Origin of the sequence: Providencia sp. (genome assembly GCF_040396775.1) — a bacterium.
Lineage (GTDB): Bacteria > Pseudomonadota > Gammaproteobacteria > Enterobacterales > Enterobacteriaceae > Providencia.
In genome coordinates, this window is record NZ_JBEBNT010000003.1 from 317438 (window position 1) to 332150 (window position 14713).

At 41.3% G+C, this 14713-nt stretch carries 15 protein-coding genes; 11 read left to right on the plus strand and 4 right to left on the minus strand.

Features of this window, described 5'->3' with window-relative positions:
* Window positions 1-25: 25 nt before the first annotated feature.
* The 9 genes from ABWP91_RS06045 (at window position 26) to ABWP91_RS06085 (ending at window position 9702) form a co-directional block, all read left to right on the plus strand.
* Window positions 26-970 (plus strand): Kdo(2)-lipid IV(A) acyltransferase, encoded by a 945-nt coding sequence (locus ABWP91_RS06045; protein WP_353242487.1) that lies wholly within the window; start codon window positions 26-28, stop codon window positions 968-970.
* Window positions 971-1023: 53 nt separating this feature from the next.
* The gene (gene mdtG, locus ABWP91_RS06050) at window positions 1024-2250 is read left to right on the plus strand and encodes a multidrug efflux MFS transporter MdtG (RefSeq protein ID WP_353242488.1); all 1227 of its coding nucleotides are present in this window, start codon (window positions 1024-1026) and stop codon (window positions 2248-2250) included.
* A 383-nt stretch (window positions 2251-2633) separates the two neighbouring features.
* Entirely contained in the window at window positions 2634-4163 is a 1530-nt protein-coding gene (locus ABWP91_RS06055) for a peptide MFS transporter (RefSeq protein ID WP_273804393.1), read from the plus strand.
* A 140-nt stretch (window positions 4164-4303) separates the two neighbouring features.
* Entirely contained in the window at window positions 4304-5098 is a 795-nt protein-coding gene (locus tag ABWP91_RS06060) for a PhzF family phenazine biosynthesis protein (RefSeq protein ID WP_353242489.1), read from the plus strand.
* Between the two features lie 287 nt (window positions 5099-5385).
* Window positions 5386-6804, plus strand: coding sequence for an NAD(P)/FAD-dependent oxidoreductase (locus ABWP91_RS06065; protein ID WP_353242490.1), 1419 nt, complete (start codon window positions 5386-5388; stop codon window positions 6802-6804).
* Window positions 6805-6912: 108 nt separating this feature from the next.
* Window positions 6913-7269, plus strand: a complete 357-nt coding sequence (locus ABWP91_RS06070) for a hypothetical protein (RefSeq protein ID WP_353242491.1) — start codon at window positions 6913-6915, stop codon at window positions 7267-7269.
* Window positions 7270-7476: 207 nt separating this feature from the next.
* On the plus strand, window positions 7477-7884 hold the full coding sequence (locus tag ABWP91_RS06075) for an acyl-CoA thioesterase (protein WP_353242492.1): 408 nt from the start codon (window positions 7477-7479) through the stop codon (window positions 7882-7884).
* Window positions 7885-8484: 600 nt separating this feature from the next.
* Complete coding sequence (locus tag ABWP91_RS06080; protein WP_353242493.1) at window positions 8485-9054, plus strand: tetratricopeptide repeat protein; 570 nt, start codon at window positions 8485-8487, stop codon at window positions 9052-9054.
* Window positions 9055-9264: 210 nt separating this feature from the next.
* Window positions 9265-9702 (plus strand): universal stress protein, encoded by a 438-nt coding sequence (locus ABWP91_RS06085; RefSeq protein ID WP_353242494.1) that lies wholly within the window; start codon window positions 9265-9267, stop codon window positions 9700-9702.
* Window positions 9703-9897: 195 nt separating this feature from the next.
* Here ABWP91_RS06085 and ABWP91_RS06090 read toward each other — a convergent pair whose 3' ends face one another.
* A complete protein-coding gene (locus tag ABWP91_RS06090; protein ID WP_353242495.1) occupies window positions 9898-10368 on the minus strand; it encodes a GNAT family N-acetyltransferase in 471 nt (156 codons plus the stop codon).
* A gap of 117 nt (window positions 10369-10485) precedes the next feature.
* On the minus strand, window positions 10486-11739 hold the full coding sequence (gene agp, locus ABWP91_RS06095) for a bifunctional glucose-1-phosphatase/inositol phosphatase (RefSeq protein WP_353242496.1): 1254 nt from the start codon (window positions 11737-11739) through the stop codon (window positions 10486-10488).
* Between the two features lie 199 nt (window positions 11740-11938).
* Here agp and ABWP91_RS06100 point away from each other — a divergent pair, with 199 nt between their 5' ends.
* Both ABWP91_RS06100 and ABWP91_RS06105 read left to right on the plus strand, forming a co-directional pair.
* Entirely contained in the window at window positions 11939-12382 is a 444-nt protein-coding gene (locus ABWP91_RS06100; protein WP_353242497.1) for an acetyltransferase, read from the plus strand.
* A 1-nt stretch (window position 12383) separates the two neighbouring features.
* Window positions 12384-12938: a GNAT family N-acetyltransferase gene (locus tag ABWP91_RS06105; RefSeq protein WP_353242498.1), complete on the plus strand. Its 555-nt coding sequence runs from the start codon at window positions 12384-12386 to the stop codon at window positions 12936-12938.
* A gap of 235 nt (window positions 12939-13173) precedes the next feature.
* Here ABWP91_RS06105 and fdnI read toward each other — a convergent pair whose 3' ends face one another.
* Together fdnI and fdxH are read right to left on the minus strand one after the other, a co-directional pair.
* A complete protein-coding gene (gene fdnI, locus ABWP91_RS06110) occupies window positions 13174-13830 on the minus strand; it encodes a formate dehydrogenase-N subunit gamma (protein WP_225817926.1) in 657 nt (218 codons plus the stop codon).
* Window positions 13823-14710, minus strand: a complete 888-nt coding sequence (gene fdxH, locus ABWP91_RS06115; RefSeq protein WP_353242499.1) for a formate dehydrogenase subunit beta — start codon at window positions 14708-14710, stop codon at window positions 13823-13825. The genes fdnI and fdxH overlap by 8 nt, the downstream gene beginning before the upstream one ends.
* Window positions 14711-14713 lie beyond the last annotated feature (3 nt).

The window sequence follows — 14713 nt, forward strand, 5'->3', positions numbered from 1 at the left end:
ACCAACTGGAAATAATCGGATACTAATGATACCAGCTCCTGCTTTTCAAAAACGCCTACTTCATCCTCGTTACTGGCTAACCTGGTTGGGAATTGCCGTACTTTATCTTCTTGTTCTATTGCCTTATCCCGTTATTTATTGGATGGGAACTCGCCTCGGGTTATTCTCCAAGCGTTTCTTAAAAAAACGCGTACAAATCGCCGACCGCAACCTCCAACTGTGCTTCCCAGAGATGAGTTTGCAAGAAAGACAACGATATATTGATAAAAATTTCGAATCTGTCGGAATGGGGTTATTTGAAACAGGTATGGCATGGTTTTGGCCTGATTGGCGCGTTAAGCGCTGGTTTAAAGTTGAAGGCCGTGAAAACATGCTAGCAGCCCAAGAGACTGGCCGCGGGATTATCGTGCTTGGTGTACATTTTCTCACCTTAGAAATTGGTGGTCGAGCCTTTGGCATGCTGAACCCAGGCATTGGTGTTTACCGCGCCAATGACAATATCCTCATTGATTGGCTGCAAACCCGAGGGCGCTTACGTTCAAATAAATACATGCTCGATCGCAAAGATGTCAAAGGCATGGTGCGTGTTTTGAAGGATGGGGAAATTCTCTGGTATGCTCCTGATCACGATTATGGCCCGCGCAATAGCACCTTCGCGCCATTGTTTGCCGTTGAAAAAGCAGCAACCACGAATGGTTCACAAATATTGCTTCGCTTAGCGAATCCACTTGTTGTCCCTTTCGCTGCACGCCGACTACCCAATGCCAAAGGGTATGAACTACTGATACAACCTGCTGTGGATAATTTCCCAGTGGAGGACAGTGTCGCTACCGCAACCATGATGAACCAAGTGATCGAAAAAGAAATTTTGCGCGCACCCGAGCAATATATGTGGCTACATCGCCGTTTTAAAACACGCCCACAAGGTGAGGCGTCGCTGTATGGGGATCTCGATAAAATTCATCATTAATTTATAACAAGTTAGCTGCAGGTCTGAATATGACGGGAAAATAACGGAAAAATATGACGGGAAAAGGCACTTACTGGAAAAGAAACTTATACGTCGTCTGGTTCGGCTGCTTCTTAACGGGCGCCGCCTTTAGCTTGATCATGCCTTTTCTCCCCCTCTATATTGAAGAACTCGGTGTCAAAGACCACGCCTCGTTGAATTTATGGACGGGTGCCGTTTTCAGTATTACCTTCTTGTTTTCCGCCATCGCAGCGCCATTTTGGGGGCGCTTATCGGACCGTAAAGGCCGTAAATTAATGCTGCTTCGGTCTGCGCTTGGGATGGCGATTGTGATGGTATTAATTGGCTTTGCGCAAAATATTTGGCAGTTATTGGCGCTGAGAGCCATATTAGGCTTACTTGGCGGCTTTGTGCCCAATGCTAATGCGCTAATCGCCACACAAATTCCGGTGAAAAAAAGCGGTTGGGCGATGGGGGTTTTAGCTACGGGAGCCGTGAGTGGAGCACTTATTGGCCCGTTAATTGGTGGTTTCCTTGCAGACCAATATGGCTTGCGCCCAGTCTTTTTTATTACAGCAACCGTTCTATTTATCTGTTTTTTCGTCACCCTTTTTTATGTTCGTGAACGTTTTACCCCTGTTTCGCGCAAAGATGCCTTAACCGGTAAACAAGTTTTTGCCTCCTTACGGAATAAAAACTTGGTGATCAGCCTATTTTTCACCACGATGATTATTCAAGCTGCAATGGGCTCTATTAACCCAGTGATTACCCTGTATGTTCGCGAATTATCAAACTCCATTGATAACTTGGCCTTTGTCAGCGGGGTCATTGCGTCTATTCCGGGTGTTGCGGCGTTAATTAGTGCACCGATGTTGGGTAAATTGAGCGACCGCATTGGCCCTGAAAAAGTGTTATTGGCCGTTTTAGGCGCATCAATTTTTGTATTATTCCCAATGGGGCTTGTTAGTAGCTATTGGGAATTAGGCTTCCTACGCTTTTTATTGGGGGCACTCAACGCCGCCCTGCTGCCAGCGGTTCAGACACTGATTATTTATAATATTTCCCACCAAGTGACAGGTCGAATTTTCAGTTACAACCAAGCCCTGCGTGATGTTGGTAATGTAACAGGACCGCTGATGGGGTCTTTTGTTGCCGCAACCTATGGTTTCAGAGCCGTCTTTTTCTTCACCGCCGCTTTAGTCCTTTTTAACCTTATCTATTCTTGGCTTATTATTCGACGCCAATCTGATGGCTTACGCGCCTCACCAACTGAACAATAATCCACCAGATAGTTTTTAACCAAAAACCTGATGCTTTATAAGCTTTATTGTTTTCTTAACGAAAAAATAATACTTTATATTATTAACTAACTGTTTAATAACAACTTAATCGATTCAAAATTCTTTCTTTTATTGTCAATAAAAATCCTGTACCTTCCCCTACCTTATCGTGAGAAATGAGAGTTATATCGACTTTTCACCTTAAAACTGCGCCTTTTACAATAAATTCATTCTGTTTATAGGCGATTCTATAATAATGTATGTTAAAAATATGTTTCCGAACTGAAAGTTAACATATCAAATAATAATCGACACTCAGGCGCTCGGCTTGGTGTTTTATATCATGCACAACCTCTCAAGAGATGATTTATGGGAGTTCACAGATGAATAATTCTGCGACTAAAACAAAAACTTTTTTCGGGCATCCATACCCGCTGAGTTCACTTTTCCTCACCGAAATGTGGGAAAGGTTCTCTTTCTACGGCGTTCGCCCGCTACTTATTCTGTTTATGAGTGCGGCACTCTTACAAGGCGGCATGGAGCTGCCAATTGAACAAGCCTCTGCAATCGTCGGTATCTTTGCAGGTGGTGTTTACATCACCTCGTTACCGGGCGGCTGGTTAGCCGATAACTGGTTAGGCCAACGCAGAGCGGTTTGGTACGGCTCACTGATCATTGCATTTGGTCACTTATCCATCGCAATGTCTGCATTTTTAACGAATACCTTCTTCTTTGTCGGTCTATTGCTGATCGTACTTGGAACAGGATTGTTTAAAACCTGTATCACCGTGATGGTCGGTACTCTGTATAAGAAAGAAGATACACGCCGTGATGGCGGTTTCTCTCTGTTCTATATGGGTATCAACATGGGTTCATTTATTGCCCCATTAATCATTGGCCCACTGCATGAAAAATACGGTTGGCACTTAGGCTTTGGCCTTGGTGGTTTAGGAATGTTAGTCGCGTTGTTAATCTTCCGCTTCTACGCTATCCCACAAATGCGCCGTTATGACAAAGAAGTTGGCTTAGATTCCACCTGGAACCACCCGACAGTTCAACGTAAAAATGTCGGCAAATGGGTCACTTTTGCAATGGCATTGCTTGCAGTATTGGTTATTTTAATCGATAACGGCACAATCCCATTCAACGCATCAATAATTGCGAGAAACTCTGCCTATGTAATTTCAACCTGTGTGGGCATCTACTTCCTGTTTATGTTCTTCTTTGCAGGTTTAAACAGCAGTGAACGCGCGCGTTTATTGGCCTGTTTAATTTTACTGGTTGCCGCTGCGTTCTTCTGGTCAGCCTTCGAGCAAAAACCAACTTCATTTAACATTTTCGCTCGTGACTATACCGATCGCCAAATGGGTAGCTTTGAAATCCCGACGATTTGGTTCCAATCCATTAATGCTCTGTTCATTATTCTGTTAGCACCGGTATTTAGCTGGTTCTGGCCATCCCTTGCTAAACGCAATATGAACCCAAGCAGCATGACGAAATTTGTTATCGGTATTTTATTTGCCGCGGGCGGTTTCGCTATCATGATGGTTGCAGCAAACCAGGTATTAGCAACGCAAAGCGGCGTTTCACCGTTCTGGTTAGTGGGCAGTATTTTATTACTGACTTTAGGTGAACTGTGCTTAAGCCCAATTGGTTTAGCAACAATGACCTTGTTAGCCCCGCAAAAAATGCGTGGTCAGGTCATGGGACTGTGGTTCTGTGCTAGCGCATTAGGTAACTTAGCGGCGGGCATTATGGGTGGGAACATTCGTAAAGACCAACTGGATTCAATGCCTGAATTGTTCTCCCACGTGTCTATCGCATTGGTTATCTGTGCTGTCGTATTGGCCGCACTGATTATTCCAGTCAGAAAGATGCTTAAAAATGCGGATAAAAACGAAGCCAAAGCGTAATTATCTTCATTAACTTGACTGCTCAATAGCACAGCGTTATTGGGCAGTTTTCTTTTCTCCCTTTCTCTTACTTTGCTTATTATTTTTTTTTAATCGGATTATACTTTCTACCTTATTTTTCATAAGCTGGAATGTTAAGTATGTCCCTTTCTCTACCTGTCTATTATGTTGATGCCTTTACCGACACCTTATTTCACGGTAATCCTGCTGCTGTTGTGTTATTGGATGATTGGTTGCCAGATGACAAGCTCATTGCCATAGCCGCGGAAATTAATTTATCGGAAACGGCATTTTTAGTAGGTCAACATATCCGCTGGTTTACCCCCAAAATGGAAGTTGCATTATGTGGGCATGCAACGTTAGCTACCGCTTATGTGCTTAATCATGTCTTGCAGCAATCTAGTCAACCTATCATTTTTAAATCACTTTCAGGTGAATTAGTGGTGACCTGTAGTGAACATGGATTAACTCTTGATTTTCCAATTCTTGATTCCGTGCCGAGTTCACCAAACCAATACCCTGAACTTGCTGACATTTTAGGTGTTGAAATCACTGAACTTTGGCTCGCCAAAGATCGCTACCTGTGTTTTCTTGAAAACAGACAGCAAATTGAAAACTGCCAGCCTGATATGCAACGATTGGCACAACTTTCTCTACCAGGACTGACAATTACAGCACAATCTACTGAAGACGATTGCGACTTCGTATCACGCTATTTTGCACCCGCCAAAGGGGTAAATGAAGATCCCGTTACAGGTACTTCACATTGTGCTATTGCGCCTATCTGGGCAAAACAATTACAAAAAACAGCATTAGTCGGAAAACAACTCTCGAAACGAGGCGGTATGATCCACTGTAAAGTCAATAACGGTAGAGTTAAGCTAACAGGAAATGCCGTATTATTCCTAGCGGGTAAAATTCAAATTAATCAATAAGCTATAAACTTTCAATTCAAGAGCTCATATTTAAACCAATATCCGCACCATTAATAATGACATTAAATGATATTCGGTATGTGATGAGTATGACTCTTCCCTTCCTTTTGTGTTCCTTATCTCAGATTAAACAATAATCTTTTTAACATTTAATTAAAAAATTTAAATCAGCATCAAATTAGTTTACAATCATAATTATAATTAAAAATATAATTACAATTATAAGTATTGCTTATTGACGCTTTGATTCAATGTTAAAAACTCATTCTATATAAGGAACTTTATAAATGGCTATTACTAGAAGAAAATTTCTTATCGGTGGCGCTGTTGTCACTGTAGCCGCAGGTGCTGGAATTTTAACGCCAATGCTAACGCGTGAAGGTCGCTTTGTACCTGGTAAGCCAAGACATGGCTTCGTTGCAGGGACTGAAGGTGCGCTACCACAACAAGCTGACGTCGTTGTTATTGGTGCTGGAATTCTAGGGATTATGACTGCTATCGAATTGGTTGGTCGCGGCTTAGATGTTGTCATTGTTGAAAAAGGCAATATCGCTGGTGAGCAATCTTCCCGTTTCTACGGCCAAGTTATCACCTATAAAATGCCAGAAGAAACCTTCTTGCTTCACCATCTCGGCAAACACCGCTGGAGAGAGATGAATGCCAAAGTAGGAGCTGACACCAGCTACCGTACTCAAGGCCGTGTTGAAGTCCCTCTTGATGAAAAAGACTTAGTCAACGTGAGAGAGTGGATTGATACCACCAGCAAAAATGTCGGTTCTGATATTCCATTCAAAACCCGTATTATTGAAGGTGCAGAGTTAGATCAGCGCCTAAAAGGTGCGCAATCTAAATGGAGCATCGCTGGATTTGAAGAAGATTCAGGTAGTTTAGATGCTGAAATTGCGACCTTTGTAATGGCAGAGCACGCTAAAAAACTGGGTATCAAAATTTACACTAACTGTGCAGCAAGAGGGTTAGAAACTCAGGGCGGCGCAATTTCAGATGTTGTCACTGAAAAAGGCGCGATCAAAACCTCTCGCGTTGTTGTTGCAGGTGGTGTCTGGTCTCGTCTGTTTATGCAGAATTTAGGGGTAGACGTCCCAACTCTGCCAGCTTACCAATCCCAACAGTTAATTTCAGGTTCACCAACTGCACCGGGTGGTAACGTCGCATTACCGGGCAATATCTTCTTCCGTGAACAAGCTGATGGCACCTATGCAACTTCTCCACGTGTTATCGTTGCGCCAGTCGTGAAAGATTCATTCGTTTACGGCTATAAATATATCCCATTATTATCAATGCCTGATTTCCCAGTGCATATTTCGTTAAATGAGCAGCTGATTAACTCATTCACAGAGCCAACTAGCTGGAAACTAAATGAAGTTTCACCATTTGAAAAACACAGAAATATGACAGCGTTACCAGACCTGCCAGAGCTGAATGCATCATTTGAGAAGCTAAAAACCGAATTCCCTGCGTTCAAAGACTCAAAACTGATCGATCAGTGGAGCGGAGCAATGGCCATCGCACCTGATGAACACCCAATTATTTCTCAAGTCAATGAGTACCCAGGTCTGGTTATCAATACCGCAACAGGCTGGGGTATGACAGAAAGCCCTGTTTCATCTGAATTAACTGCCGATTTATTATTAGGCAAAGAACCTGCACTAAATGTGAAACCATTTAGTCTATACAGATTTAGCTAATTTATTGGGTCCAGCGCGATCACAAAAACCCTCCAAATTGGAGGGTTTTTTATTGCCTATTATTCATCAATCCCTTAACATTCACGACTTAAATCAAATGGAGTGATTATGAACAAATTATTATTAGGAATGATGATTTCGTTAGTCAGTTTCGGCGTAATTGCAGAGAAAAACTACACCCTAGAGCAAGTCGAAAATATGATTGCTTCTGGGAAAAAACCCCAAACCGCAATGCCAGTCCTAGATGGCACAATAGCAAAAGAGGATTTTCCCACCTGCAAATCAGGTTTAAAAGAGTGGTTAGATGGTGTTGAAAACTATCCAATTACCATTGAAAAAGACGTTGATGGTGAGGATTTTTCTGCCACTATTTGGGCTGAATCCAAAGCCTTTTTGGTCTCTTGCGTAAAAAGTGGCGAGAGCGCAAAAGCCATTCGTATGAGCGCAGAATATTTAGACAACTAAACGCCCCCTCTTGATTCATTTTGACTCACATCTTGCCGATGTGAGTCAATAAACTCTGCCTGTCAAGATAGCAAAATGTGCTCTATAACAAAAACTGTCCCGACTGGATCGATTCACTTCTCATTTATTGCTGTAATTATTTCTGCGGAGTATTACACTTAGCTTTAACATTATTAATACACCAAGTAACAACTGTAAGGCCCAACCATGAGTTCCATCGCTGATGATGTCATCGCACAAAAAATCGAACAATCCATTTCTCGCGTTTCTAAAGTTGTCTTTCCTACCACAACAAACCACCATAGCACCTTATTTGGTGGCACTGCTTTAGCGTGGATGGATGAGGTTTCTTTTATCACTGCAACCCGTTTTAGCCGCAAGCGCTTAGTCACCGTTTCCACAGAAAAGATCAATTTTACCCACCCAATCCCATCAGGCACAATTGTTGAACTCGTTGGGAAAGTCATCCGAGTTGGCAGAACTAGCTTAACGGTGAATGTCTCCATTTTCTTAGAAGACATGTATTTTGAAGGCAGAGAAGAAGTGATCCATGGCCAGTTTAACTTTGTGGCGATCGATGACAACGGTAAACCAACCCCATTATTTGGCGAATAGTATTTAGTATCTCCGTCAATTATCACCTTTCTGGTATAAATAAAGTGTGGATCTATTTTTTATTCACACTTTATTTATCTCACAACTCGTTTAATTATTTAAATTCTCTTTTTATTTTTCCATTAAACCAAAAGCGTTAAATAAATCTATTTTTCGTTTAGATCATGAGATTTTTTGGCATAATTCACCAAAAAGAATTCTTAACAAAAAATTAATTTTTATGCGTTATTTATAAAATGCCTATTAATATATAATCATCATAATTAGAAATACTTAGTTTAAGAAACAGAAAAACATTAATATCTTGTTACAACAATCACATAGAACCCTATTTTAACACCGGAAAAATACTCCTATAAGATGTAATTGCGAATAAATATTGTAATTTACCAATTATGGACGTAGAGTATTTCAATACACTAATTACCCTAAAATTGTGTAACGCCTTAAAAAGATATTATTATTAGAATATGATATCCGTACTATGGCATTATGTATATATTTGAAGTAGTTAGACAAACTCAATAATTAATGTGCAAAAATTCACTTTATTGCCTATAAATAATAGTAATAAACATCGATAACATAAGAAATAAAACCATGCTTAGAATTCTTTCACTTATTTTTATCTTTATTTTATCCATTAACCTCAGCATTGCTGCGGTTCCTAAAGAAACCATCAAACGTATTGAGCAAGAAGCCCAAAAAGGTGATGTTAAAGCGCAAGTGATGCTTGGCATTGGTTACTATCTGGGGAATGAGTTAAAACAAGACTATGGCAAAGCCAAAAAATGGCTAACAATGGCCTCCAATAAAGGCAATACTGACGCTCAGCTATTTTTAGGTGATATGTACCTAAATGGTAATGGTGTAGAACAAAACCTTGAAACCGCGATGGAGCTATTTGAAAAATCAGCGAATAAAGGGAATGTTGAGGCGCAAAATTACATGGGTCAATTTTATTACCAAGGTATTGGTGTAAAACAAAACTATATTACTGCATTTGAGTGGTTCCAAAAATCAGCAGATAAAAAATTTCCCCCCGCGCAATATCAGCTTGGAAAAATGCTGGAAAGCGGTGAAGGGACAGAAATTAATGATGCATTAGCAACAGACTACTTAGCACAAGCCTGTAAAGCAGGTATTAAAGAAGCTTGCCCTAAAAAGTAGCCTTAGCGCTTTCCATTAAATTAAGTTTTTCCTATTTTGACGAACATCACCCTATTGGTGATGTTCGTTTTTATTTGCTAAAAATCTGATTGCGGCTACTGGCTCACACCTCATCACAAACCAATCGGTTACTATTCTATTATTAACAATTAATATCAAAATGTATGATAATGTTCTAAACTTATAATATACAAGAAGAAAGGAGAAATTATGTACAATACCATTTTAGTTCCGATCGATGTAACCGAAGACGCGCTGACCAATATGTTAGTTCCACATGTCAATTCTCTACAAAAATTGAATAATGCCAACGTTCACTTTTTGGCAGTCACTGCACCAATTTCTAATTATCTACGCTACGGTGGAACCATTTTGCCGGGTGATTTCCCAGACGATGAAAAACAAGCTGAGATTATTCTTGCTGAGTTAAAAGAGAAAATAAAATTATTCTCTATTCCCGCGGATAAAGTGCATGCAAAAGCAAGTGTTGGTTCTGTTAAAGATGAAATTTTAGCTGCTGCTGAAGACATTCATGCCGATATTATCTTGCTGGGTTCACGCCGCCCAAGTATGACAACCTATTTATTAGGTTCAAATGCAGCTTCCGTTGTCCGTTACGCGAAAACTAGCGTATTAGTTGTTAGATAATCTCACTTATCTTAAATAACTATTGATTTTAACTCCATTTACTAATAATAAGTTTACACTTAATGAATGTTACAAAAATCAATAAATCCATACAATTTATAAGACTATTTTATATCTAATTGCGGTAGATTATAGGCTCATAAACATTTTCGTGATTTTCACGCCCTGCTCATATAGCAGGGTTTTTTTCGTCTTTTATTGGCTTTTTCTCAGCCTAAATCGTTTAAACAGCACACCATCAAAGTCAACTAAGCCTTCTTCGACAAACCCATAGCGCAATAATGCCGCTAGTTTAAGCCTTGTTAACGGCAAATGAATGGTAAGGGAATCAACATTCAGCGAACTAAAAGCCTCTTGGATCATTTTTACCGCAATCCGCTTACCTTCCCCCCAAAATACTGGGTGCAAAACGAGGGCTAAATCCGCATCACCATTTTCATTTTGCGGCCCCCCCCACCCTGCAAATTGCCCATCGATAACAAATGCCCAAACGCCATAACCATACTGCTCCCAATGTTGCTCTTTACCCGCGACCCAATTTCGGCAAAATGCCTCATCAAACTCTGTATCCCCCAACGGCATATGCTTCAATACTAATGGGTGCGTATTTAGCGCAATAATGTCAGCTGTTGGAATTTGGGGAAGCCGTAAAAACTGAATAGGCATATTCGTCACTCGATAAAATAAGATGGCTGAATTGTATGTAGCTAAACATAAATTTCAACATGAAAAAAGCCCATTTAACATGACTGTTAATGGGCCTTAACTAGGAGGATTAAGCGTTTATTGTTCTAATGCTTTTGCCATCACTTTTTGGAAATCTTCCCATGAGCAATAGCCATTTTTGTCAATTGGGCAATCTTTCAGCTCTAAAGTGACATGTTTTGGTGGTGTTTCAAGGGATAAGTAGGCATTGTCCCTTAGCTGATCAGCCGTTTGATAAACATACTCGACTTTCATAAAGTCTTTTTTCGCTTGCTTATCTGTCCAACGTTGAAAAACCAATTTACCGCCGATTGGTGTGTGCTCATACTGCTGAGCTAACTGGTACGGTTTGAAATCCATCGCTGACATCAATGAAGCAATGTTGGAATCGTGCCCCACTAAGAAAATAAATTTGGCTGTTTCCCCTTTATCTACAGATACAAAGCCTTTATCAATATAATTGAGGATTGGGTGAGCCACATTTTTCGCGATAATTTTTGGTGTAAATAACGTTTCTTGATACGCATTTTTTAGCGTATTGAGTTTTTTCCATTTTTCAGGGGTATCCACCAGCCCCCATGCCACTTGATCGGCAGGGAAACCTTCATAATATTGCAGGTCGATAGCATCTACCGCGGAATTGGCAATTTTCAGTGGGCCACTAACACCTGGCTCCTTATCTGCTTCGATAATAAAGCTATTTTTTTGGCTATCGAGGTTACACAGTTTGTCCGTTTTGCATTTTTGAGAATCTTTAATGTTTAACACCGTATCGAGTTCTTCATAACCCGCTTTTAGTGATAAACCTTTTAAGTAATCATCCATTGCCGCAAGGGCTTTTTGTTTAAACTCAGGCGAGCCATTAGTAATAATTGGGTTAAAGACGGGGTCCATCTTACCAATTTCTGGCTGATGGTGGATATTCACTTTACAACCTGGGAATGCACCTGCTGCAAAGAACTGTGCTGTCGCTATCGTTCTTTGTAAGCTATTGGTATACATATAAACATCTTCGTTACTGGTCGGACATAATTCATCCGCTAAAAGTTTATTTTGATCAATCCACTCCCTAAAATAATGCCCCATATACACTTCAAGCGCCCCACCTTGCGTGGTGAGATAACCGCTTTTTGCATCCCAGTCAGGCCATTTTTTATCAGTCACTTCGGTAAGAATACCGGTATTAACAATCGGTGTTCGTAAATTGTGGCGGCTAAGAACTAAAACTTGGTCTAAAACCATATCTGCTTGCGTGTCAGTACTTGCCATGGTTGGTGCAATTGGTGCAAATAAAGCCGTAGATAAACATAGTGTTAACACTTTGTATTTCATTAAGATACCCCTACCCAATCTGGAAAAGTGAAAAGACGTTAAACCGCCCTAATAATCTAAACTTATCTAATAATGACAAAGCTGACTTTTTTTTCTGAGATTAATATCTCAAAACTGGTCTTAACTAAAATTAAAATCAGATATTGACATTACAGGTCTGCGATTTAAGATTGCAGCATTATTTTAGGGAGACAATATAATGATAGTCCAAGCTGCCACTCGTGCACATGATGATGAAATAATTCGCGTTTGGGAGGCCTCAGTCAGAGCCACTCACGATTTTTTACCTGAAGAAAAAATTGACGAACTCAAAGTCGCTATTAAGCAACTTTATTTGCCAAATTTAGCGGTATTTGTCGCCTTTGATGACGACGGGAAAATGGTAGGTTTTCTCGGTTGTGCTGAAAACCGCCTTGAAATGCTGTTTATCTCCCCTGAAAACCGTGGGCAAGGAACGGGGAAAAAACTCCTGCATTACGCCATTGAAGAATTAGGTGTGACTGAGCTTGATGTCAATGAACAAAACCCTCAAGCCGTTGGGTTTTATCAGCATATGGGGTTTGTGCAATATGGTCGTTCCGAGTTAGATGACGAAGGAAACCCTTTTCCTCTGCTACACATGCGTTTAAAAACTGCGCAATAACATGAATATTATCGAGTTAGAGACCCCAAGGTTACGCCTTCGAAAATGGCAAAAGGAAGATAGCGCCGCTTTTTATACGCTCAATAGCGACCCTGATGTAATGCGCTACTTTCCTGCCCTATTAGATGAGCAGCAAAGCCAGCAATTTTTAGATACCATCATCGCCAAATTCACCCAACAAGGTGGCTGGGGGTTATGGGCTGTCGAATTGAAAGAAACCAACGCATTCATCGGCTTTATTGGTTTAAATATTCCCGCCACTAACCTACCCTTTTCACCCTGTGTTGAAATGGGTTGGCGCATACTGCCAACTTATTGGCACCAAGGCTTGGCTTCTGAAGGGGCGAAAGCGGTAATTCAACTGGCGTTTACCCAGTTAAAACTGAGTGAAATAGTGGCATTTACTGCCGTTCCTAATACCCCATCAGAATCAGTGATGAAGCGTCTGGGCATGACAAAACAGCCAGATAATTTTTATCACCCTGCCCTCCCTGATGGTCATTGGTTGCAAGAGCATGTGTTGTATCGTCTCAAAGCGAACGATTACTGTAATTAAAATACCACCAAAACCCCCCCACAAAAAAGCCATCACACTGTGATGGCTCAGACCGCTGACAAACCGATTAGGTTTGGCCGCAGGTTGGATAGGTTTTGAAAAAGACTAAGGAAAATCAATTTGTTGATTTTCGGCTGATAACACAAAGCAGGAAAAACCACGCTTTTATCCTGCTTTGTCAACAATCTCAGCCATCACACTGTGATGGCTTGATTTTGCTTAGCTTATACGCAAATTACTTTTTACTTTCAGCTTCTGCTTTAGCTTCTTTCGCTTCAACATCACGATACCAACGTGGGTGGTGCTTCTTCGCCCAGCGGCGGCTCACTTTGCCTTCGATCATGCCTTTAATCGAGCCTTTAACCCAGAATGCCATGTACATATGGATTAAGATTGCGTGGATTAAAATAATCGCGGCAGCGGCATGAATAAGCAGACTCCAGCGGATCATCCACATTGGGAACATATCCGCAAAGTAAGGACGCCAAATGATAATCCCAGTCACTAAGAGTACGAAAATCATACTCATAATGCTCCAGAACATCATTTTTTGGCCTGCGTTATATTTGCCGACATCCGCAACTTCGTGCTCGTTACCTTTGAGGACTTCGACAATATTCTTGATCCAAGGTAAATCCTTTCTATCTGGAATATTGTGTTTCACAAAGCGCACAAACATGAACATCAGTACGACGAAAATCAACACACCAAAGAATGGATGAAGAATACGCCCCATTTGTGGTGTACCGAAAGTTTCCGTCAGCCATTTTAGCGTTGGGAAAAACAGTGCGATACCTGACAACGCAACCAAGAAGAAGCTGATGACCACCGTCCAGTGGCACGCACGGTCAATAAACTTTGTCCGTACAATCATTTTGCTTTTTTTACTCATGGTTATCGTCCTCCTCTTCATCACTCACTTCTTTGTTCGGGCCAATTCCCACGTAGTGGAAGATTAATCCCGCAAAGGTTGCAATAAAGCCAATTGCAGAAAGTGGTTTCAGAACGCCTTTCCACAGATTAATTGGGGTATCAATTTGTGGATCTTCAGGCAGCCCATGATAAAGCTGAGGTTTGTCAGCATGATGCAACACATAAACAACGTGTGTTCCACCGACGCCTTCAGGGTCATAGATACCTGCTTGAGCATAACCACGATTTTTCAGTTTCGTGACACGCTCTGCGCCGTATTCCAGCATTTCGGCTTTCGTACCAAAACGGATCGCACCCGTTGGGCAAGTTTTCACACAAGCGGGTTCTTGGCCAACGCTGACTCTATCAACACACAAAGTACATTTGTACACACGATTATCTTTCGGATTTAATCGTGGGATGTTGAATGGACAACCTGCGATACAGTAGCCACAACCAATACAGTGCTCTGATTGGAAATCCACAATACCGTTAGCATACTGAATGATAGCACCCGCAGATGGACACGCTTTCAAACAGCCTGGGTCAGTACAGTGCATACAGCCATCTTTGCGGATCAGCCACTCTAGCTTGCCCATTTCCGTGGTTTCGCTAAAGCGCATCACCGTCCACGATTTGGCACTTAAGTCCGTTGGGTTATCATAAACCCCAACGCAGTGACCCACTTCGTCACGGATATCATTCCACTCAGAACATGCCACCTGACAGGCTTTACAGCCAATACACGATGACACATCAATAAGCTTACACACTTCCAGCTTATCATCACGCGCCTGCGGCGGAGGCGTAATGCTATTGGTCGCGGAACGTTTAATAATGTCTTGAGATTGCATGGACATGTT